Source organism: Streptomyces sp. NPDC030799 (assembly GCF_055572255.1).
This window is the reverse complement of sequence record NZ_JBVIDS010000015.1, coordinates 171,059-190,337: the sequence shown is the minus strand read 5'-3', so window position 1 is coordinate 190,337 and position 19,279 is coordinate 171,059. Positions and strand designations below refer to the sequence as shown.

The window sequence follows — 19,279 nt, the reverse complement described above, 5'->3', positions numbered from 1 at the left end:
GGCCGGGAACCCGTGTCACGCGTTCGGCATTCCCTTCGGCGCGGCGTCCTTCCACACGGTGTGGAAGGCCAGCCGCAGACAGCCCGCCAGGGCGGGGTGCTCGATGAAGAGCGTGGTGGTGGTGCCCGCGCCGGCCACCGGGTCGGGCATGTCGCACAGGACGAGGGAGGCGTCGGCGATGACGAGCTTCAGCGGCAGTTCGGAGGCGAAGCGGGCCTCCTCGCCCGCCGCGGCGAAGCGCCGTACGTGCTCCACCGTCTCGGGGTCCTCCAGGGCGGCGTCCAGGTAGATCGCGCGGACGGTACCGCCGGCGCGGTGCAGCCGGCGGACCACCTCCATGCCCTCCGTGTTCTCGGCGGGAGCGACGAACGGCGGCTTGCAGAAGGTGAGAAGTTCGTGCCGCGCCTGCCGCTGGATGTCGGCGAAGCGTTCGGAGATCGCCTTGGGGTCGCGCAGGATCTCGATGTAGTCCAGCGGGTCGGTGTGTTCGCGGCCCTGGAACCAGAGGGGCTGCAGGAGGCCGGCCAAGCCCTGCGAGACCCGCTCCAGCCGGTCGACCGACTCCCGTTGCACCGCCATCAGGCGGGCGAGGGCCAGCTCGGGGGTGACGGCGGAGTACGTGGCCACTCGCCCGGGATGGGTGGTGGCCAGCTGTCGTCGTACGAGTGCGTCCAGTACGTCGTAGACGCGCTGGCGCGGCACGTCGGCCTCCCGGGCCACCTCGGCGGCCGTGTAAGAACCACGCCTGATGAGCGTCAGGTAGACCCGTGCCTCGTACCGGGCGAGACCCAGCGACATCAGGTCGTTGATGGTTCCGTCTTCAAGCTCCATGGCTGCACAAGGTACCTGTGCCCCCGGGGAGTTGAGAGCAAGGTTTTACCAACTGGCACTGTTCTCTTCGGCAAACTGTCCATAGCCTCATGTGTAGCCACCACTGACCGGGGTGGCAGCACCAGCAGTTTGCCCGGAAGTCGGCTCCCGTCGGCCACCCCCAACCGCAAGTGCTTGTCATGTGCGTGACATACGAGTGCTTCCGGCCGCCGTCACGGAGCCGCCCATCCCCCCACGGAGGGCAGTTCATTGCATTCCCACCGCAGAAGGAACCCGATACGCCGCAGCGCGCCCGCGCTGGTGTCCGCAGCAGTCCTGATCACCGGCGGCCTGGCCGTCGCCACCCAGTCGGCAGCCTTCGCGACGCCGACCACCGCAGCTCCCGCGGCCTCCGCCTCCACGGTGCACACCCGCCCGCTCTGTTCGGAGCCGAGCAAGCCCGGCTCCATGGCGTGCCAGGCGGTCGTGCGCACCGACCTGAAGGTGCAGAAGTCCCTCGGCCGCCACGACACCCCCAAGGGCTTCGGGCCGGCCGACCTGCAGGCCGCGTACAACCTGCCGAAGGACGGCGGCAAGGGCGCCACCGTCGCGATCGTCGACGCGAACGACGACCCGAACGCCGAGAAGGACCTGGCGGCCTACCGGTCCCAGTACGGCCTTCCGGAGTGCAGCACGAGCAACGGCTGCTTCAAGAAGATCGACCAGGACGGCGGCACCAACTACCCCGCTCCGGATCAGGGTTGGGCCGGCGAGATCTCCCTCGACGTCGACATGGTCAGCGCCGCCTGCCCCCAGTGCCACATCCTGCTCGTCGAGGCCAGGTCCGCCGGCATGGACGACCTCGGCGCGGCCGTGAACCAGGCCGTCAAGCAGGGCGCCAAGTACGTCTCCAACAGCTATGGCGGCAACGAGGAGGCGGCCGACACCTCCGCGGACGACAAGTACTTCAAGCACCCCGGCGTCGCCATCACCGTCAGCTCCGGCGACAGCGGCTACGGCACCGAGTACCCGGCCGCCTCCCAGTACGTCACCGCCGTCGGAGGCACCTCGCTCAGGAAGGACAGCAGCACCCGCGGCTGGTCCGAGTCCGTCTGGGGCACGTCCGCCGGCGGTGAGGGTGCGGGCTCGGGCTGCTCGCAGTTCGACACCAAGCCGTCCTGGCAGAAGGACACCGGCTGCACCAAGCGCAGCGTCGCCGACGTCGCGGCCGTCGCCGACCCGGCCACCGGCCTCGCCGTCTACGACACCTACCAGGCCGGCGGCTGGAACGTGTACGGCGGCACCAGCGCCTCCGCGCCGTTCGTCGCCGGCGTCTACGCCCTCGCGGGCAACCCGGGCGCCGGTGACACTCCGGCCTCCTACCCGTACGCCCACCTGGACAAGCTGAACGACGTCACCGACGGCGCCAACGGGTCGTGCAGCGACTACCAGTGCAAGGCAGGCAAGGGCTACGACGGCCCGACGGGCCTGGGCACCCCCAACGGCACCGCGGCCTTCACCAAGTAGAGCGAAGGCTCCCGCTCCGCCCGCTTCGCCCCGCCGGCCGTCCGGCGGGGCGAAGTGCCGTCCGCTCGTGGACGTTGTGACATTTCCGCGAGCCCGGACGCTGGTCACCATGGGGCCGTCGACACGACCGGAGCACGGCGGACGGCAAGGAATCGCTGCGAACCGGTGCGAACGAGGACAGTCTTGGGCCAGGTACGGCAACCCCGGCGCGTACAGGCGTACGACGGGGAACTGGGCGCGGCGGTCGCGCGGGCCCAGGACGGTGACGAGACCGCTTTCGCGGTCGCCTACCGGATGGTGCAGCCGGGCCTGCTCGGTTACCTGCACGGCATCGTCGGCGACGACGCGGAGGACGTGGCGTCCGAGGCCTGGCTGGAGATAGCCCGCGACCTCGGACGCTTCAAGGGCGACGGCGCCGGCTTCCGGGGCTGGACCGCGACCATCGCCCGGCACCGTGCCCTGGACCACCTGCGCCGCAAACGGGTACGGCCCCGGGCGGGAGGCACGGAACAGGACGTACTCCACCTGCCCGCCGCGTCCAGCACCTATGAACAGGCCCTGGAGAGCCTCTCCACCGAGCGGGCCCTCGAACTGGTCCGCGCGCTGCCCGAGGACCAGGCCGAGGCCGTGCTCCTGCGGGTCGTCGTCGGCCTGGACGGGCCCGCCACCGCGCGCGTTCTCGGCAAGCGCCCGGGAGCGGTGCGCACGGCCGCCCACCGAGGCCTCAAACGCCTCGCCCGGCAACTGGGTGCCGGCGGCGAGGCGGAGACGGGTGTGACGGATGGGGCCTGCCGCACGCTGGGGAAGTCGACATGAACTACGACGCCGAAATGAACCACGACGTCGACAGTGTGCGTACGAAAAGGCATCAGGCCCCTACGCAGAACGAATCGAAACTGTCGGACAGGAACGGAAACGCACATGGGTGAACGGCTGAGCGCCGACGGAGTGCCGGGCCGTCGACGTGTGCACCCTGAGGGCGCCGTGTCCGGCGCGTGGGACGGGCCGGAGTCCCCGCTGGAAACGTTGCTGGCCACCGTCATCCGCGCGGACCACCTCGACCCCGAGGCCGAGCGGCGGGCCCTGGCCGCCTTCCGGGCCGCCGCCCACGGCGCGGGCGCCCGCCGGGCGCGTACCCGGCGCCGGGACGACTGGCGGCTGCCCGAGGCACGGCGCGCCCGGCGCCCGGTGCGGATGACGTTCGGCGTGGTCTTCGCCAGCCTCACCCTGGGCGGTGTCGCGGTCGCGGCCATCGGTTCCGCTGGCTCGTCCACGGACGGCACCGGTACCGGCCGGGGGCCCGCACACCCGTCGGCGGTCACCCCGGCCCGGCCGGGCGGTGCCGCCTCGTCCGCGCCCTCCGTCGGCCACGGACCGACGGACCGCCCTTCGTCCGCCAAGGACACCGAGGCCCACTGCCGCGCCTACGAACAGGTCGACAAGCGCGGCAAGGCCCTCGACGCGCGGGCGTGGCAGCGGCTCGTCGCAGCCGCCGGCGGGGAGAACAGGGTTGCCGCCTACTGCTCCGAGCAGCTGACACGTGCATCGGCCGGACCGGCGGGCAGGGGCAAGCCCGGCAAGGATGCCGCAGACACCGGCCACAGCACGGCGGGGAACACCGGCACCTCCGGCAACGGGACTTCCGGCAACGGGACTTCCGGCAAGGGCACGCCCCGTACCGGCACGTCCGGTGACAACGGGACCGGCAACGGCGGCACAAGCGGTGGAACCGGCCAGGCGGGCGGCGGGAAGGGCACCGGCAAGGGCGGCGGGAAGCACTCGTAGCCCAACGGACTCCTACGTCCTCGTACGTCCTTCGCGGCGACCGGGTCCACGGGTGCGCCAGGCCGCCGGCGCCCTGTCCCCAGCCCTCCCGCTCGACACCGATCTGCCGCGGCTCGCGCACGGAACCGGCGTCGAGGGGCCGGGCGGACGGGGTCCGGGCATCAGTCGGATGCGCCGGTCACACGGAAGGCGTCGGGGTCTTGGCCGGAGCGGCGGGCTGGACCGGACGGTGGGTCACGCGGCGCCGGGCCGGGATCCCCAGCACCGGGTGGGCCACGCCCCAGGCCGCGCCCTTGCAGACCAGTTCCTTGTAGCGGGCGGCGAGGCGTCCCGTCAGGGCCGCCCGGACGGCGCGGTCGTCGGCGGTGACGTACTGGATCAGACCGTCCCTGCGACCCAGCGAGATGCACTGGTTGAAGTAGCGCAGCGGCACCTTCGGGAGCTTTCGGCCGGTCAGCCGGGCCGCGATGGCGTCGGCGGCCTGCCATGCGGTGGGGACGCCCGAGGCGCACGACATCCGCAGCGGCTTGTCGCCGGGGCCCTGCACCAGGGCCGCGTCGCCGATGGCGTACACGTCCGGGTGCGAGACCGAGCGCATGGTCCGGTCGACCACGATCCGGCCCGTGCCGCCGACCTCCAGGGTGGTGGCCCGCGCGATCGGATGGACGGCGAACCCTGTGGTCCACACGGTGACCGCGGCGGGGATCGTCCCGCCTTCGGCGGTGGTGACGCGGTCGCTCCCGACGGCGGTGACGGCGGTGTGTTCGTGCACGGTGATGCCGAGCCTGCCGAAGACCTTCCGCAGGTGCCGGCGACCCTTGGGCGAGAGCCAGTCGCCGAGGCCGGCGCGGGCGGCGAGGGCGACGTCGAGGTCGGGGCGGGCCTCGGCGATCTCGGTCGCCGCCTCAAGACCGGTGAGACCGCCGCCGACCACGACCACGGGCGCGCCGGCGTCCAGGCCGGCCAGCCGCTCGCGCAGCCGGAGTGCGCCGACGCGACCGGCGATCTCGTGGGCGTGCTCGGCGACGCCGGGGACGCCCTGGTCGTCCCAGCCGCTGCCGAGGGCGTACACGAGGGTGTCGTACGCCAACTCCTCAGCCGGACCGGAGCCGTTGACGGTCACCGTCCTGCGGTCGACGTCGACGCCGGTGACCCGCGCCGTCCTCAGTTCGACGCCGGTGCCCGCGAACATCTCGCTGAAGGGCCGGGGCCTGAGATCCTGGCCGGCCGCGAGCTGGTGCAGCCGGACGCGCTCGACGAAGTCCGGCTCGGCGTTGACGAGCGTGATGGCGACGTCCTCGCGGTGCAGCCGCTTGGCGAGGCGCCCGGCGGCGATGGCTCCGGAGTATCCGGCTCCGAGGACGACGATGCGGTGCTGCATGTCCCTGCTCCTGTCTTCAGCGGATGCGCTCCAGGGGATGCGCTTCAGCGGATTCGCCCCTTGAACCGGGCGGGCCGCCGTTTACTGACAGGAACGGGATGTGAAGCAGCTCACATCGCACACCGGAGGTGGCCGGAAGGCGGTCAGAAGAATCGGAGCAGGGGGTCTCCGTGGTCGGTGGCCGCCCACTGCCGGGTCGCGCGTTCGAGCTTGTCGGGGTTGGCCTGGTTGCGGAACGCGGCGATGCCCTCCGGGGTGATCTCCAGGCACATGACGCCGATGACCCGGCCGTCGAGGACCGCCACGAGTGCGGGGCCGCCGTTGGCGGTCGTGGCGTGGACCTCGGGCGAGCCGCCGACCAGGGCTTGCTTGGCCCTGCTGGGTTTGAACAGGCCCCGCATGAACTTCGCGACCGCGAGGGCGCCTTCGAACGCCTTGGTGCGGGCCGGGACCTTCCCGCCGCCGTCGCCGATCGAGACGGCGTCCTGGGTGAGCAGCCGTACCAGCGGCTCGGTCCGGCCGCTGGTGGCGGCCGCGAGGAACTCGTCGATGACCCGCCGGGCGGCGGCCTCGTCGATCTCGGTACGGGCCCTGCCGTCCGCCACGTGCTTCTTGGCGCGGTGGAAGATCTGCTGGCTGGCGGCCTCGGTGAGGCCGAGGATCCCGGCGATCTCCCGGTGCGGGTAGCCGAAGGCCTCCCGGAGGACGTACACGGCCCGCTCGACCGGGGACAGCCGCTCCAGTACGGCCATGACCGCGTACGACACCGACTCGCGCTGTTCGGCGGTGTCGGCCGGGCCGAGCATCGGGTCACCGGCGAGCAGCGGCTCGGGGAGCCATTGGCCCACGTACGTCTCGCGCCGGGCGCGGGCCGAGGTGAGCTGGTTGAGGCACAGGTTGGTGAGCACCTTCGTCAGCCAGGCCTCGGGGACCTCGATGCGCTCGGTGTCGGCCGCCTGCCAGCGCAGGAACGTGTCCTGCACGGCGTCCTCGGCCTCGCTCGCCGAGCCGAGCAGGCGGTAGGCGATCGCCTCCAGGCGGGGCCTGGAGGCCTCGAACCGGTCCACGTCGTTCACCGTCAGGGCCATGGCGAGGATCCTAGGCCCTGTCGCGTACGACGGGCCCGCCCCCGTCAGCGGACGCCGCGGGCGCCGGTGCGGGCGGGTGCCCGGCAGGGCCGGGCGGCACGGCGGGTGAGCAACGCGCCGTACTCGAGGCCAAGCGCACCACGGGAAAGATCGTCCTCGCGCCGTGAGGCGGGGCGTGGCCGATCCGCACTCGGCCCGGCCCGGCCGGACTACGGAAGGTCGGCGGCGGGCCGTTCGGCCGCTCCCGCCTGCTGAAGCAGCAGGCGGGCCAGATCCCGCGCCTCGTCCGGGGTGAGCGCCGCCCAGACTCCCGGCTCGCCGCCCTGGTCCTCGCCCACGTCCAGCGTGATCCGGCCGACGGGACGCTCCGGCTGCCCGAGCCACAGGCACCGCACGTCGATCCTGCGTCCGCACCTGGTCACGAGGGGGCTGTCGCTCCGGTCGTGTCCCGCCGTGCCCGCCGTACGCACCGTGCCTGCCGTATGCGCCATCGCCATCGGTCTCACGCTCCTCCACCGGTCGGCTCCGCCCACTGGGCATCAGGAACAGCGCGCCGTACGCCCGAATTGTTCCGGCCGCCCGTGAGCGAGGGGCCGGGCCGTGTGATGATGCGGGCCGTGAGCCGCCCCGGGGAGGGGCCGGGCGGCCCGGATGAGGGGCGGGAGTTCGTCGTGGGCAAGGGCAGGGCGTCCATACCGGACGAGGAGTGGGAGCGCTTCCTGCGGGAGGCCGAGGCCGGGACCGGGGACGCGCCCAAGGAGCCGTCCGCGCGGGCGCGGATGGTGGCCCGGCGGCTGCGGGAGGAACCGGACCGGCCGGTCGCGTGGCGGAGCCATGAACCTGCCCGGCGGCGCGGCGGCAAGGGCCGGTACGTGGTCGGTCTGCTGGTCGCGGCCGGTCTGCTGGTCGTGGCGCTGAACCCGGGGCGGCTGACCGGATGGTTCGGCGGCGGGGGCGGCGGCGCGGGTGCGCCGCTCGCCGTGGAGTCCAGGCGCCCGGACCAGCCGCCCCCGACCGAGGCGGCGGACCAACGGCCCACCCGGGCCGAGCCGTTCAGGGGATCTCCGGCGGCGCGCTGGGGTGACGGGACGGCGGGGATCGGCATGCCCGCGGCACGGGCGACCGGCTGGATGAGCAAGGCACAGGTCGCGCAGGCGCTGAACCGGAGCCGGGACTTCCTCGCCGCGTCCGGTCTGGATGCCGGTGTGCTGGGCGGGAAGCGGCCGGGGAAGGCGATCGCGCTGATCAATCCCCGTCAGCAGGACGTCCGGGACTACCTGGCGACCGCGTTCCGTGCACCCAGCCGCAAGAACGACCCGCTGCTGCTGTTCAGCCGGTTCGACACGACGAAGGTCCGGCTCGTCGGGGACGTCGTCAAGACCCGGGGACGGATCACGTACCGGAAGGGCAGGCGCGGCGCGGTCGAGGTGACGGCCGACGTCACGTTCGTCTATCCGGTCGTGCGCGCCGCGGCGGGAGGCGACGACGACGACGTCGAACGCACCATCGTGCGCCGGGAGATCGTCATGAGCTGGGACGACCCGGCCGAGGTGATCACCGAGCCGGGTACGTTCTCGCTCCTGTCCTACAAGGTGGACACCACCAACGGCGGCTGCGGCACCTACACCGGCTACCTCACCCCCGAGTTCGGTGCCGGCAGCGCGAGCCCGGGCACCGGCCCGGCCATCGACCCGTACGACCGGAGCGGGCCGATCGACGCCGGCGAGCGGGGCGGCGGCGACACGGCGTGCGGGACGGCCAGCCGGTCGTAGGCGGCGTACGGCTACCCGGCCGTGAGCCGCGCCGGGCGCGTGGTGCGCAGTGTGCGCAAGGTGCGCAGTGGGGACAGGAAGGCCGGCAGGAAGCTCAGCGTCATGCCGGCCGCGCCGAGCCACAAGGTGGCCGCCGCTCCGAACGCCGAGCCCGAGACCCCGCCCAGGACTCCGCCGAGCGGCAGGCCGCCCCAGGACACGAACCGGGCCGTCGCGCTCATCCTGCCCAGCAGCCGGTCCGGGGTGAGGGCCTGCTGGACGCTCGACTGGGCCACGACCCGAACCACCCCGCCCAGCGAGAGGGCCGCGAGCCCGGCCGCCGCCGCACACACGCTCCATCCCGGTCGCGCGGCCGGCATCACGGCGGTCAGCGGGCAGGTGACGAGCGGCGCGAGCCAGATCACGGGGCCCTGCCCGAGCCGCTGCGCCAGGCGGGTCGCCAGCAAGGCGCCCAGCAGGGCACCGCAGCCCATGCCCGACAAAACCAGGCCGACGGCGGACGGCCCGAGGCCCAACCCCCGTTCCAGGAAGACAAGCAGCATGGTCTGGTACATCACGAGGAAGACGTTGAAGAGCGCGTCGCCGAGCACGGTCGCGCGCAGGACGGGCTGCCCGAGCACGAACCTCAGCCCTTCCGTGATCTCCCGGCGCAATCGGGACCGCTCACGCCTCCCGCTCGCCCCCGGCTTCGGCTCCCGCTCGCGGATACGGCTCGCGAGGAACGCCGAAGCGGCCATCCCGGCCGCACTCGCCACGAGCGTCGCCGGCGCCCCGGCCCAGCCGGCCAGCGGACCCGCCACGGCCGGCCCGCCGACACTGGTGACCGAACGGACCGCCGACAGCCTCGCGTTCGCCTCGACGAGCCGTCCGCGCCCCACCAGGTGCGGCAGACAGCTGACGTACGCGACGTCGAAGAACACGGTCAGCACCCCATGGACGAGTGCGACGGCGTAGAGCACGCGGATCGACAGCAGACCGGTCCACCAGGCCGTCGGTACGGTCATGAGCACCAGTGCCCGCGCGAGGTCGGCGGCGACCAGCACCGACCGCTTGCGCATCCGGTCCACCCAGGCCCCGGCCGGCAGCCCCACCAGCAGCGAACCCGCCGTGGTCAGCGCGGTCAGCACTCCGACCTGGAACGGGTCGGCGTGCAGCGCGGCGATGGCGGCCAGCGGCAGCGCCAGGAAGAGGATGCGATCGCCCAGCTGACCGAGCGCGGTGGCGGCGAACAGCAGCCCGAAGTCGGGGTCACGCGGGCGCAGGCGCATCGGCTCACGACCTCACGTCGACGGCGAACTCGTAGACGACCTCGCGGCGTACGTCCGGAATGACGATGTCGGCGGTCTCCACCGGACGTCCGTCGGTGTCGTAGATGGTCCGTTCGATGCGCAGCACCAGATCCCCGACGCCGATCCCGAGCAGATTCGCCTCCGTCCGGCCGGCACGGGCCGGGCGCGGCACCTCGACGACGGTCTCGACGACCACGCCGATGGCGCGCATGCGCTCCACGACCCCCTGGCCCGCGAGCGGCCCCCTCTCGGGCAGGACGACCGGTGTCCCCTCCGTGACGGCCATCGGCTCCCAGGAGTCGGAGAGCTGGACGGGCTGCCCGTCGGCGAGGAACTCGTACTGCGTGTTGACGCACGGGTCCCCGGGTTCGATGGCGAGCCGCTCGGCGATGGCCTCGGGGGCGGGGACGCGGACCAGGCTGTGCGCGTCCCAGGCGGCGGCCCGGCCCCGCTCCCGACGGCCGGCGAGGGCGAGGGAGCCCCGGTGCTCACGGTGCCACGAGCGGACCATCCGCAGGCGCTCGCGCGGGGTACGGACGTACGTGCCGGAGCCCGCGCGTCCCTCCAGCAGATCCTCGATGATCAGCCGGTCCACGGCCCGCTGCACGACGTTGCGCCCGACGCCGTACTCCTCGGCGAGGCGCGCCCGGGACGGCAGCCGCCCGCCGATCGCCCACTCGCCCGCGAGCACCCGGGCGCGCAGCGCGTCGGCCACGGCGAGATACGGCGCCTTGCGGGGCATGTGCGACTCTCCGGTGCGTGAGGTGATCCGGACGAGTCCGCAAGCTACTTCACCGGCGGAAAGCTACTGGAGCAGCACTGCGCTCGGTCAGCCCGCGGCCCGCCGGCGCCGCCGCCACACCCGCCACGAGCACCGGCCCGTCGGGGAGTTCACGCCTGGCGCGGATCCGGCCTGAGGACGGCGAACACCGCCTGGGCGGGGTCGGCCAGCCAGGCGATGCGGCCGACGCCGGGGACGTTCGCGGCCGGCATCAGCACCGTGCCGCCGTTGTCGCGCACCGCGGCGACGGTCGCGTCCGCGTCGGCCACGGCGAAGTAAGGCACCCAGCGCGCGTCCTCCCGGCCGTCCTGCAGCGGGGCCACGCCGCCGAAGGAACCCTCCTGCTGATCGCCCTCGCCGATGCTGAGCACCTGGTACGTCATGCCCGGCGCCTGCATCTGCTGGGCACGCCAGCCGAACAGCCCGCGGTAGAAGCCGATGGCCGCCTCCGGGTCGCCGACGTGCAGCTCCACCCACACCAACGTGTCGTCCTCCGACGCCCGCTGCAGGCCCTGCGCGGACTGCAGTACAGCAAACTGCGCGCCCTGCGGGTCGGTGAACTGGGCGAAGGCGGCGTCTCCCATGCTCACGGGCTCGGCGCGCACCGTACCGCCGGCGTCGGTCACGGCCCGGGCGACGGCCTGGGCGTCGTCGGTACGGAAGTACGTCATCCAGGCGGAGCTCGCCCCCTCCTCGGTCAGCGGGCCGAGGGCGGCCACCGTGCCGCCGTTCTTCCGGAAGAAGCCGTAGCCGCCCGCTTCCGGGCCGGCGGAGGTGAACTCCCAGCCGAAGACGGCACCGTAGAAGGCCGCGGCCGTCCGCGGGTCGGGGCTGCCCAGGTCGATCCAGATGGGCGAGCCGGTGCGGAACTCTGTGCCGAGCATGCGTGTCCTCCTGCCGGTCCGGTGTGCAGCCGCCCCCGGAGAAACCCACGAATCTGCGCAGGAGAGCCACACGGGCTGCACACAGCCTTTCGAAAGGCTCGTTAGCGTGGCTGCTCGCCGCTCCCCCTGGACTCAGGAAGACCACAAATGGACTACTGCTCCTCGTGCCGCCGGCACCTCAACGGTGCCCTGGTCTGTCCCGGGTGCGGTGCGTACGCCCCGGACATAGCCCCGCCCGGCACCGAGGGCCTCGGCACGAACACCGGCCGGCAGGAGCCATCGGCACCGCTCGCCGGCCACGACTGGTTCGCCGCCGAGTCAGCCCCCACGGCGCGGCCCACCGAAACCACGGACACACGACCCACCGCCGCCACGGACGCGCCACTCCCCTGCGTCGCTTTCGCACCAGGTACCGACGCCCCGTCCGCCCCGGCCGACGCCACCGACGTCCCGTTCGCGCCGCCCGCCGAGGCCGCCTTCGCGCCGTCCGCCGAGGCCACGGATGCGCCACGCGCCGACGTGCCGTTCGCCCCGGCCCCGCTCGCCCCGGTGACCGACGCCCCCGACGCCCCGCCCGCCGACGTCACGGACGCGCCGCCCGCCCCGCGGGGACGCGCCGCGCGGCGCCGGCAGCGGGCCCGCTGGAAGAAGAGCCGGCGCCGGGCCGTGGTGGCGACCGCCGTCGCGCTGGTCGGCGGCGGCCTGACGCTCGCCTCGCTGGACCGCGGCTCCGGCGACCGGGCCCAGGCGGCCACCGCACCGGACCACCGCAGCATGGGCCTCACCGACGACCCGTCGGCCGCGCCCAGCCACCCGGCGTCCACGCCCGCGCCGCCCGCGACCACCAGGCACCACCGGCTCACGCCCGCCACCCCGGCGGCACGCACGGCCGCCGTCGGCGTCCCCCGGCAGCAGACCCTCGCGCCCGCCTCCCGCACGGCACAGTCCGCCGGCCACCCGCACACCGCGGCGGCGGCCCCGCACCCGGCCGCACCGGCGGCACCGGCCGCCCCGCAGCCGCGGACCACCGCACCGTCCTCCTCCGGCACGGGCACCGGCAGCGGCACCGGGACGGGCACGGGCACGGGCGGCTCCGGTACGGCGACACAGCCGTCGTCCTCCACCGACAGCAGCAGCGGCAGCGGCAGCGGCACCTCGACGTCCACCGCCCCGTCGTCGCAGACGTCCCCGACCTCGACCTCGTCCGACCGGCTCTGCCTGGTCCTGGTCTGCCTCGGCTGACCTGCCGGGCAGCGTCGTCGGCTGCGCTACGCTGCCCGCAACCGGGGGAAGAGAGACACATGTTCGACACGATGTTCCGCACACGTCTGGGCGCGGCCGGGCTGACGGCGCTCCTGCTGGCCGCGCTCACCGCCTGCGGCGGCACGTCGGACGACGCCCCCGACCCCGTTCACGGCCTCAAGGACACGGTCCGCCACACGGCCCGCACGACCACCCGGGCCACCCGTCCGCACCTGGTCAAACACTGCACGACCGGCACCCACCGCACCTGCCGCAAGGTCCAGGACGGCACCGAGACCTACCGCAAGGAGCTGCGCCCGGAGCGCTGGTGCGTCCGCCTGGACGCCGTCGACGGCGACCGCAAGCGCAACGACGTCTGGTACCGCGTCGACCGCGCCGATTACGACAGGATCATGGCCGCCGACGACCACACCAGCGTGCAGTTCGTGCCCCTGTCCCCGGACAACGGCTGCTGACGTACGGCAGTCCGGGGATGCTCAGCACTGGCTGACGGGCGCCACGCTCACCGCGTCGCGCCGCCAGTCGAGGTGCCGGACCGTCGCGGCACCGTTCGCTTCCTTCCGGGCCTTCACCTCGACCGTCACACCGGACCCGTCGGCGGCGAGCAGCTCGCCGCACACCGATTCCCCCCGTGTGTGGACCATGACCGTCGACGCCGGGTCGTCCGGCCCCGGGGCCACCCAGGTGACCATGATCCCGGCCGCGGTCGCCAGGACGCCGAGGAGGGTCGCCCAGCAGGCACGGCGGATCAGCCGCGCGATGCGGTCCCTCTCCTCCCGTTCCCAGTCGAGCAGCTTCCCGGCATCCGCGTACTTCAGCTCGAAACCCGGTTTCCCGTGGACGGCCCGCACCGCGAGGAAGGTGGCCAGGAGCAGCGACAGCAGCCCGGCCGCCACCAGCGGCAGAACCGTCAGCCGGTATCCGGAGGGCAGTTCGGCGACGTTCTCACGGCCCTTGAGGACCAGCACCGCGGCCAGCAGGCCGGTGGCGGCGGTGAGGAAGTTCCGCCAGCCCTCGGCCTGTCCGCGCGCGATCTCCAGCTGGGTCTCCGTCATCGCCTGGAGCCGCTGATGGGCGCGCCGCAGCTGCTGGGGGGCGTATCTCCTGGGGGTGGTCACGAAGTCCCGCCCGCAGGACGGACAGCCGTCCAGGCCGCGCCACAGCCGCCGGTCTCCTTGTCGTCTCCCCGATGGGGGTACTCGCAGGCGCACTGCATGTAGACCCGCGCGGGAACCTCGTCGGCCGAGGCGCCGCCGGCGGGCAGGCCCTTCGCCACGGCCCCCGGGATCACATGCGGGACCGGCTGCTCCATCTCCCCGGCGCACTCCGGGCAGTCGCCGGAGATGCTGAGCGACTCACCGGCCAGGTTCCAGGAGAACCCGCTCTCCTGGTCCGGCAGATTCTTGACCTCGTAGTCCTTGGGCACGTGCGGCACGTCAGTTCCCTTCGTCCGGGGGCAGGCGGAAGCCGAACAGAGGCGCGTAGTCCCGGAGCCGTACGCGGACCTCGTCGACGTCCAGGTCCGTCTCCTCGGACGCCAGGAGCACCTGGTCCGCGGTGAGATCACCGGACAGCGCCGGTTCCCGGCCGGTGAGGCGGGCGGTCAGGATGACGACGTCCCGCCAGTCGGGGGTGCGGGTGAGGGTGGGCTCGGGGAAGGGCATGTCGAGCCCGATCGCCGCGAACTGCCGGAGCCTGCGGTACGCCTGCGGCAGCGCAAGGCCGAGCCGGCCGGCCGCGATGACCAGGGCCAGCGGGGTCAGCGTCCACGACTTCTCCAGGTCCGGCTGCAGGAGCGCGTACTCGGCGGCGACGTCCCGCTTCTGCGGCCGGACCGGTGGTACGAAGTCGTCCGGCACCGGGATCGTGGGGCCGCCCAGGGAGCGGTAGGCGTTCACCGTGGCGGCGGCCGTCGGGAGGTCGATGCCCTCTCTGTCCGCCAGGGCGATCAGATCGGGCAGCCAGACATGCTTCCGCCACGCCCCTCTGACGCACAGTGCGGTGAAAACGGGAGGGCTCGGCCGCCGGTCGGCGACCTCCTCCGGCACCTCGGCCACCTCCAGGCCGTACCCGGCCGCCTCGCTGCTCAGTCGTCCGGCGAGCGTGCCGAGACGCTCGCCGAACGACATCGCGAGGCCCATGAGGTAGACGGGATCGACGCGCTCCCTCTCCCTGACGGATGGAGCCCTCATGCTCGTCACATCGGCCCGGTCGCGCACGGTCGTCGCCCAGATGTCGTCCGCGATCTCCCGGGGCCGACGGGACCGGGGCGTGGACAACCACGTGCGGGCCGCGTCAACGGCACCGCGCTCGACCAGTCCCGCTTCCGCCAAGGCATCGACCATGGCGACGTCCTCCTCCAGCGACGACGGTTCGTCCAGGTCACCGAGCGCGCGCAGCACCGCCCACACGGTCAGCGGGCGCGGCCCGGACTCCTCGTAGTCGAGCACGGCGACAAGTTCTCCACACCACGCGGGCGGGCGGAGCGCTGCCAGGGGTCCGGGATCCGGCACCTCAAGACCCAGTTGCCCGGCCCAGCCACTCATCCACCGCGCGGTGTCTCCCACCGTCTCCTCCCGGTCGGCGGCCACCCGCACCAGATGCGGCAGACCCATCGCGCCCGGGCCGAGGAGGGGCAACGCTGCATCCACGTCCCTGCTGATCGCGCGGAACTGGGCGCGGTCCAAGGGGTGCTTGAGGTTCGGACCGGTGAGCCGGTAACCGAGGGGTTCGAAGCGGCGCACCACGTCCTCGATCTCCGTTGCGGGAAGGCCGGTCTTACGTACCCTCCAGGCGACGTCGAACGGGCTCACCAGATGGGGGAACGGAGGCTCGCCGCCGACCGCGAAGGGCGGGGTCGGCGGGCCTGGATCGTCGTCCAGCAGAGCGGTCCGTTCCCGGCTTCCCACGACGTGGGAGCCGAGTCCCTGGAGGTCCGTGGGCACCGAGATCGACGGATCGAGACGCGACAGACGCACGCACAGCTCGGTCAGCCTGCCCAGCGTCTCCCCGTGGGTCTCCGACAAGCGCAACAAGGCCAGCCGAGCCAGGCGTTGCCCCCCTGGACCACTCACGTCCAGTCTCCGGCACATCTGGTAGAGGTCGGCCATCAAACGGTCCGGTACGACGTCCGCCAGCCCCCGCACGTCCGTCGTCTCCGGAACGGACACGCCCACGATGGCGTACCGGCGGAGCTGGCGCGTCGCTTCGCGCAGTGACATTCCGGCATCCGCAGCAGCTCGCAGCGCAACGATCCAGGAGCCGTCCGGGTAGGACCTGAACACGAGAGCGTCGAGCGGCTGGGGTTCGGGGAGTATCGCGCCCTCTTCCAGCGGACGCCGGTTCCGTGTCATTCCCAGAACGCTCTCGCGCCAGGCGGTGAACAGGTCCATCAGCCCGTTGACCGGCCGCCTGGTCCTGTGGATGACATCGAGATCATTGGGGAAACATCGGACATCGCGGAGCGTGAGGTCGCCTTGGCCCTGGGCCTGCCTCTTCCATTCGTGGTCTTCCGGAAACGACAGCGGCACGTCGCTCTCCAGCAGATGGCCGATGACTGTCTGCCCGAGCAGCGGCTCATTCCGCACCAGGCTCCAGAGCCACCCCAGCCGGAAAGGACGCCAGGCGGAGCGGATCAACGTCGGCACGGTGTCCTCGACGTCCTGCCGCACCCGCCCGTCGTCGTACGAGAGGATCCGATTGCGGTCCACGCTCAGCTTCGGCCGGTGTCTTCCCCGCAGGTTCAGCACGTAGCCGTAAGGGCGGTCGGCCTCCTCGACGAGCAGCCCGTCGGCCAGCAGCATGCCCTCCCCGTCCACCCACCAGACGTCCTCGGCGGCGTGGATGCGCAGGCTCGGCAGGGATGAGTCGCCGTACAGCTCCCCCGGCTGCCAGACCACCGGCTCGCCCCCGAACTCGGTCGCGGTCACCTCCACCGGACTGCACCACAGGAACTCGCGCAGCGCCTGGACGACGGAGGGCTGTCGCCCGCTGTGTCCATCGGGCTCGTCGTGCAGGTACAGCCGGACCCTGGTGCCGCCGCCCTCCAGCTCGTTCTCCTCCCGGCGCAGGTGCATCAGCCCCGAACCGGCGGTGACACTGGCCCGATGGCCGCCGTCGGCGGCGGTCGCTCCGCCGCGGATGCCCACCGGCCGCGTGATCACCTCGACCTCTTCGGCCAGCATGAAGTAGCTGAAGACACCGATGCCGAACCGGCTGTTCAGCTCGGTCGTGATGCCCTTGCGGCGCCACCGGCGCATCTCGCGCATCCGGGCCGAGGACTGTTCGGAGCGGCGGCCGGCCTGGGCGAACAGGTCCCGCAGCTCCTCGGCCGTCATCCCGACGCCGTTGTCCTGGCACTGGATGTACGTCCGGCCCGTGGCTTCGTCGATGCCCTGGGTGAACTCGATCCGGGATCCCGCCAGTTGGTCCCGTTCGGAATCGGAACCGGCCCACCGGCCGGGTTCCGCGTAGCGCCGCCGTGCCTGCCGTACCCGGCAGGCGTCGAGGGCGTTCTGGTACAGCTCACGCACCGCGAGCATCCGGTCGCCGTACAGCTGGGTGCCCATGATGAGCGGCTTGACCTCGTCCTCGGCCAGCTGGAACCGGGGCGGCGGCTTGTCGAAGGCCCGGTTCTTCGGCAGCAGGCCGTCGGTCTTCACCACCTGCGGCAGGCCGAAGAGAAGGTCGCTCGGGCGCAGGGTGCCATGGGTACGGCGGGCCGCCTGGGACACCGCTGCGATCCGGGCGGCGAGGCGGTCGAGCGCGGTGTACAGGGCCGCGCTGGAACATTTGAAGACCAGCAGCCACCGGGTGGCCGGTACGACGTCGGCCACCGCCTCCTCAACCGTCTCCATGTCCCGGCCGGTGCGGAAGCCCCGGTTCGCTCTGATCTCGGCGACGATTCCCCGCGGCAGGATCTGCGTGGGCTCGCGCGGGCCGAGATGGTCGATGAGGACGCCGTCGAGCATGCGCGGGTCGACGGCGAGGAGCCCGGCGATGTGCAGGAGCGTCGCCAGCTCGCGTGGCCGCCAGGTCCACCGCTCCTCCCCGCACAGATCCTGGGACAGCCCGGTCACCCACTCGCTTCCGTCGGGCGCCGCCGCCTCGGCCGGTGTGCCCGTGCCGAGCTGGGAGACGACCTGGAGCACCGCACCGCGCAGCGTGTCCCGCTCATCGGGACCGAGCGTTTCACCGGTGGCACTCTCCGCCGCCAGCACCAGGCGGTCCACCGCCGTACGCAGGCTGTCCAGGGCGTCCTCGTCGCTCTCCCAGAGCAGGTCCCAGTCGGCGAGGAAGCGGTGCCGCAGCCAGTACTCCGCGCCGCGCGCGTCCTCGGCCCGGTCGCGGCGCAGCAGCGTCTCGCGCCAGGACTCGGCCTGCCGGTGGGCGCGTCGTACGTCGCCCATGTCGCGCGCGAGCTGGGCCTCGAAGCTGTCGGCGGGGTGTTCCCGGGCGGAGGCCACGTCCTCCGAGCCGTCCCCGAGGACGGCACGGAGCGCCGCCAGGCCGCAGGCCAGCGCGGCCTCCCGCAGGAAGGGGGCGCCCAGCAGGACCACGGTCTCCACCAGGCCGAGCCGGGCCCCGCTGGCGACGACCAGGCTGTCCAGCCGGTTGATCAGCCGCTCCGGGAAGAGGTCGTCGTCCCACGGGTCGGTCCCGGCAGACCGCCGATCACGGATGCGGACGACCTTGGTCACGACCTCCGCCAGCTGTTCCTTGGCCCTGCTCTGCTCGGCGTCGGAGCCCTCGGTGAGCCCCCACAGGGCCGAGGAGAGGACCGCGTCCGTCCAGGGGCCGGCGAACGGCATCGCCTCGCACATGACGACGTCCGCATGGGAACCGCCGGAGTGGTCGTTGCCCAGCCACTGCGCCTGGATCTCCGGCGGCTTGAGGTACGAGTAGGGCCGCGCGATCTCCGGAGCGTGGTGCTGGGCGGATTTGATGACCTCGCCCACCGTGCGGGCCGCCGATTCCCGCTTCACCGCCTCCACCAGTGCCCTGGCCAGGAAGCTGCCGCCCTGGAGGTGTCCCAGCGCGGTCTCGCCGGGTGCGCAGGGCCTGAGGACCACGACGTTGTCCCGCGGCCGGCTGACCGTCAGCCTGCCCAGGCCGGCGTCCCCGCTGCCGCTGCTGCGACAGGCGTCCAGGCACAGCAGCACCGTCGCGTCGGAGGTCAGCTGCAGCAACAGCTCGTCGGGTGCCACCTCGATGAGGCGCTGCCGGTCCAGCACCCGCTCCCCGCCGGGCCGCTGTCTGGCCCAGATGTCACTGGGCACGAGGAAGTCCGTCTCGCCGAGTCTCAGCCCGTGTCCCGAGAAGTAGACGAGACCGACGTCGCCGTCCTGGCAGGAGTGCAGGAACGTGTCGAGCTGCACGGTGATGTTCTGCTGGACGGTCGATTCCTCATCGTCCAGGACCGTCACGTCCTCCGCCGCGTAACCGGAGCGCAGCAGCGCGTCGCGCAGGTTCGCGACGTCCGTGACCGTGAACGGCAGGGCGGGGTAGGCGTCGTTGAGTTCGGGAATCTTTTCGAGTTCCGGATGCGCCGGCACCGCGATCAGAAGAGCCCTCCGGCGCCCAGAACTCATCGTGCTCAATCCCCCCAGGAAACAGCAGAGTTCGCGAACCGCGATTATCGCAGACGGCGGACCGGAGCGGATGAGTACGACAACGGATGCGCCCCATACCCGCGCACGG

General features: G+C 72.8%; 16 protein-coding genes. 6 read left to right on the top strand and 10 right to left on the bottom strand.

The window, feature by feature from the left end; genetic code table 11:
* Window positions 1–15 precede the first annotated feature (15 nt).
* Window positions 16–831 (bottom strand): TrmB family transcriptional regulator, encoded by an 816-nt coding sequence (locus ACZ41I_RS33055; RefSeq protein ID WP_363215156.1) that lies wholly within the window; start codon window positions 829–831, stop codon window positions 16–18.
* 300 nt (window positions 832–1,131) lie between these two features.
* Between ACZ41I_RS33055 and ACZ41I_RS33050 the strand changes: the two genes are divergently transcribed.
* From ACZ41I_RS33050 to ACZ41I_RS33040, 3 genes are all read left to right on the top strand, one after another.
* Window positions 1,132–2,337 (top strand): S53 family peptidase, encoded by a 1,206-nt coding sequence (locus tag ACZ41I_RS33050; protein WP_468515785.1) that lies wholly within the window; start codon window positions 1,132–1,134, stop codon window positions 2,335–2,337.
* 183 nt (window positions 2,338–2,520) lie between these two features.
* Window positions 2,521–3,153, top strand: a complete 633-nt coding sequence (locus tag ACZ41I_RS33045; protein WP_468515817.1) for an RNA polymerase sigma factor — start codon at window positions 2,521–2,523, stop codon at window positions 3,151–3,153.
* A gap of 105 nt (window positions 3,154–3,258) precedes the next feature.
* Window positions 3,259–4,122, top strand: a complete 864-nt coding sequence (locus ACZ41I_RS33040; protein ID WP_468515784.1) for a hypothetical protein — start codon at window positions 3,259–3,261, stop codon at window positions 4,120–4,122.
* A 178-nt stretch (window positions 4,123–4,300) separates the two neighbouring features.
* On the opposite strand, the gene ACZ41I_RS33035 is transcribed toward ACZ41I_RS33040, so the two are convergent.
* From ACZ41I_RS33035 to ACZ41I_RS33025, 3 genes are all read right to left on the bottom strand, one after another.
* Window positions 4,301–5,503 (bottom strand): NAD(P)/FAD-dependent oxidoreductase, encoded by a 1,203-nt coding sequence (locus ACZ41I_RS33035; RefSeq protein ID WP_468320936.1) that lies wholly within the window; start codon window positions 5,501–5,503, stop codon window positions 4,301–4,303.
* Window positions 5,504–5,646: 143 nt separating this feature from the next.
* The gene (sigJ, locus tag ACZ41I_RS33030; protein WP_363215160.1) at window positions 5,647–6,591 is read right to left on the bottom strand and encodes an RNA polymerase sigma factor SigJ; all 945 of its coding nucleotides are present in this window, start codon (window positions 6,589–6,591) and stop codon (window positions 5,647–5,649) included.
* A 209-nt stretch (window positions 6,592–6,800) separates the two neighbouring features.
* The gene (locus ACZ41I_RS33025; protein WP_399766390.1) at window positions 6,801–7,088 is read right to left on the bottom strand and encodes a hypothetical protein; all 288 of its coding nucleotides are present in this window, start codon (window positions 7,086–7,088) and stop codon (window positions 6,801–6,803) included.
* A gap of 174 nt (window positions 7,089–7,262) precedes the next feature.
* Here ACZ41I_RS33025 and ACZ41I_RS33020 point away from each other — a divergent pair, with 174 nt between their 5' ends.
* Window positions 7,263–8,363 carry a hypothetical protein gene (locus ACZ41I_RS33020; protein WP_468515816.1) on the top strand — a complete coding sequence of 367 codons (1,101 nt, stop codon included), beginning with the start codon at window positions 7,263–7,265 and terminating at the stop codon, window positions 8,361–8,363.
* An 11-nt stretch (window positions 8,364–8,374) separates the two neighbouring features.
* Here the strand turns inward: ACZ41I_RS33020 and ACZ41I_RS33015 are convergent, their stop codons facing one another.
* From ACZ41I_RS33015 to ACZ41I_RS33005, 3 genes are all read right to left on the bottom strand, one after another.
* Window positions 8,375–9,631, bottom strand: coding sequence for an MFS transporter (locus ACZ41I_RS33015; protein ID WP_468515783.1), 1,257 nt, complete (start codon window positions 9,629–9,631; stop codon window positions 8,375–8,377).
* Between the two features lie 4 nt (window positions 9,632–9,635).
* Complete coding sequence (locus tag ACZ41I_RS33010; RefSeq protein WP_399766396.1) at window positions 9,636–10,394, bottom strand: GntR family transcriptional regulator; 759 nt, start codon at window positions 10,392–10,394, stop codon at window positions 9,636–9,638.
* A 149-nt stretch (window positions 10,395–10,543) separates the two neighbouring features.
* The gene (locus tag ACZ41I_RS33005) at window positions 10,544–11,317 is read right to left on the bottom strand and encodes a VOC family protein (protein WP_399766399.1); all 774 of its coding nucleotides are present in this window, start codon (window positions 11,315–11,317) and stop codon (window positions 10,544–10,546) included.
* Window positions 11,318–11,464: 147 nt separating this feature from the next.
* Between ACZ41I_RS33005 and ACZ41I_RS33000 the strand changes: the two genes are divergently transcribed.
* Together ACZ41I_RS33000 and ACZ41I_RS32995 are read left to right on the top strand one after the other, a co-directional pair.
* On the top strand, window positions 11,465–12,559 hold the full coding sequence (locus tag ACZ41I_RS33000; RefSeq protein ID WP_468515782.1) for an SCO2400 family protein: 1,095 nt from the start codon (window positions 11,465–11,467) through the stop codon (window positions 12,557–12,559).
* Window positions 12,560–12,618: 59 nt separating this feature from the next.
* On the top strand, window positions 12,619–13,035 hold the full coding sequence (locus ACZ41I_RS32995) for a hypothetical protein (protein ID WP_399766404.1): 417 nt from the start codon (window positions 12,619–12,621) through the stop codon (window positions 13,033–13,035).
* Window positions 13,036–13,056: 21 nt separating this feature from the next.
* On the opposite strand, the gene ACZ41I_RS32990 is transcribed toward ACZ41I_RS32995, so the two are convergent.
* From ACZ41I_RS32990 to ACZ41I_RS32980, 3 genes are read right to left on the bottom strand one after another with little or no spacing between them, the layout of a single operon-like run.
* On the bottom strand, window positions 13,057–13,698 hold the full coding sequence (locus ACZ41I_RS32990) for a hypothetical protein (protein ID WP_468515781.1): 642 nt from the start codon (window positions 13,696–13,698) through the stop codon (window positions 13,057–13,059).
* Window positions 13,695–14,015, bottom strand: a complete 321-nt coding sequence (locus tag ACZ41I_RS32985) for a hypothetical protein (RefSeq protein ID WP_363215167.1) — start codon at window positions 14,013–14,015, stop codon at window positions 13,695–13,697. The genes ACZ41I_RS32990 and ACZ41I_RS32985 overlap by 4 nt, the downstream gene beginning before the upstream one ends.
* Before the next feature lies 1 nt (window position 14,016).
* On the bottom strand, window positions 14,017–19,170 hold the full coding sequence (locus tag ACZ41I_RS32980) for an HD domain-containing protein (protein WP_468515780.1): 5,154 nt from the start codon (window positions 19,168–19,170) through the stop codon (window positions 14,017–14,019).
* Window positions 19,171–19,279: the final 109 nt, after the last annotated feature.

Coding starts and splice junctions, on each gene's coding strand:
- ACZ41I_RS33055 (WP_363215156.1), bottom strand. CDS start 831: ATGGAGCTTGAAGACGGAACCATCAACGACCTGATGTCGCTGGGTCTC.
- ACZ41I_RS33040 (WP_468515784.1), top strand. CDS start 3,259: ATGGGTGAACGGCTGAGCGCCGACGGAGTGCCGGGCCGTCGACGTGTG.
- sigJ (WP_363215160.1), bottom strand. CDS start 6,591: ATGGCCCTGACGGTGAACGACGTGGACCGGTTCGAGGCCTCCAGGCCC.
- ACZ41I_RS33025 (WP_399766390.1), bottom strand. CDS start 7,088: ATGGCGATGGCGCATACGGCAGGCACGGTGCGTACGGCGGGCACGGCG.
- ACZ41I_RS32980 (WP_468515780.1), bottom strand. CDS start 19,170: ATGAGTTCTGGGCGCCGGAGGGCTCTTCTGATCGCGGTGCCGGCGCAT.
- ACZ41I_RS33015 (WP_468515783.1), bottom strand. CDS start 9,631: ATGCGCCTGCGCCCGCGTGACCCCGACTTCGGGCTGCTGTTCGCCGCC.
- ACZ41I_RS33000 (WP_468515782.1), top strand. CDS start 11,465: ATGGACTACTGCTCCTCGTGCCGCCGGCACCTCAACGGTGCCCTGGTC.
- ACZ41I_RS33005 (WP_399766399.1), bottom strand. CDS start 11,317: ATGCTCGGCACAGAGTTCCGCACCGGCTCGCCCATCTGGATCGACCTG.
- ACZ41I_RS33035 (WP_468320936.1), bottom strand. CDS start 5,503: ATGCAGCACCGCATCGTCGTCCTCGGAGCCGGATACTCCGGAGCCATC.
- ACZ41I_RS33010 (WP_399766396.1), bottom strand. CDS start 10,394: ATGCCCCGCAAGGCGCCGTATCTCGCCGTGGCCGACGCGCTGCGCGCC.
- ACZ41I_RS32995 (WP_399766404.1), top strand. CDS start 12,619: ATGTTCGACACGATGTTCCGCACACGTCTGGGCGCGGCCGGGCTGACG.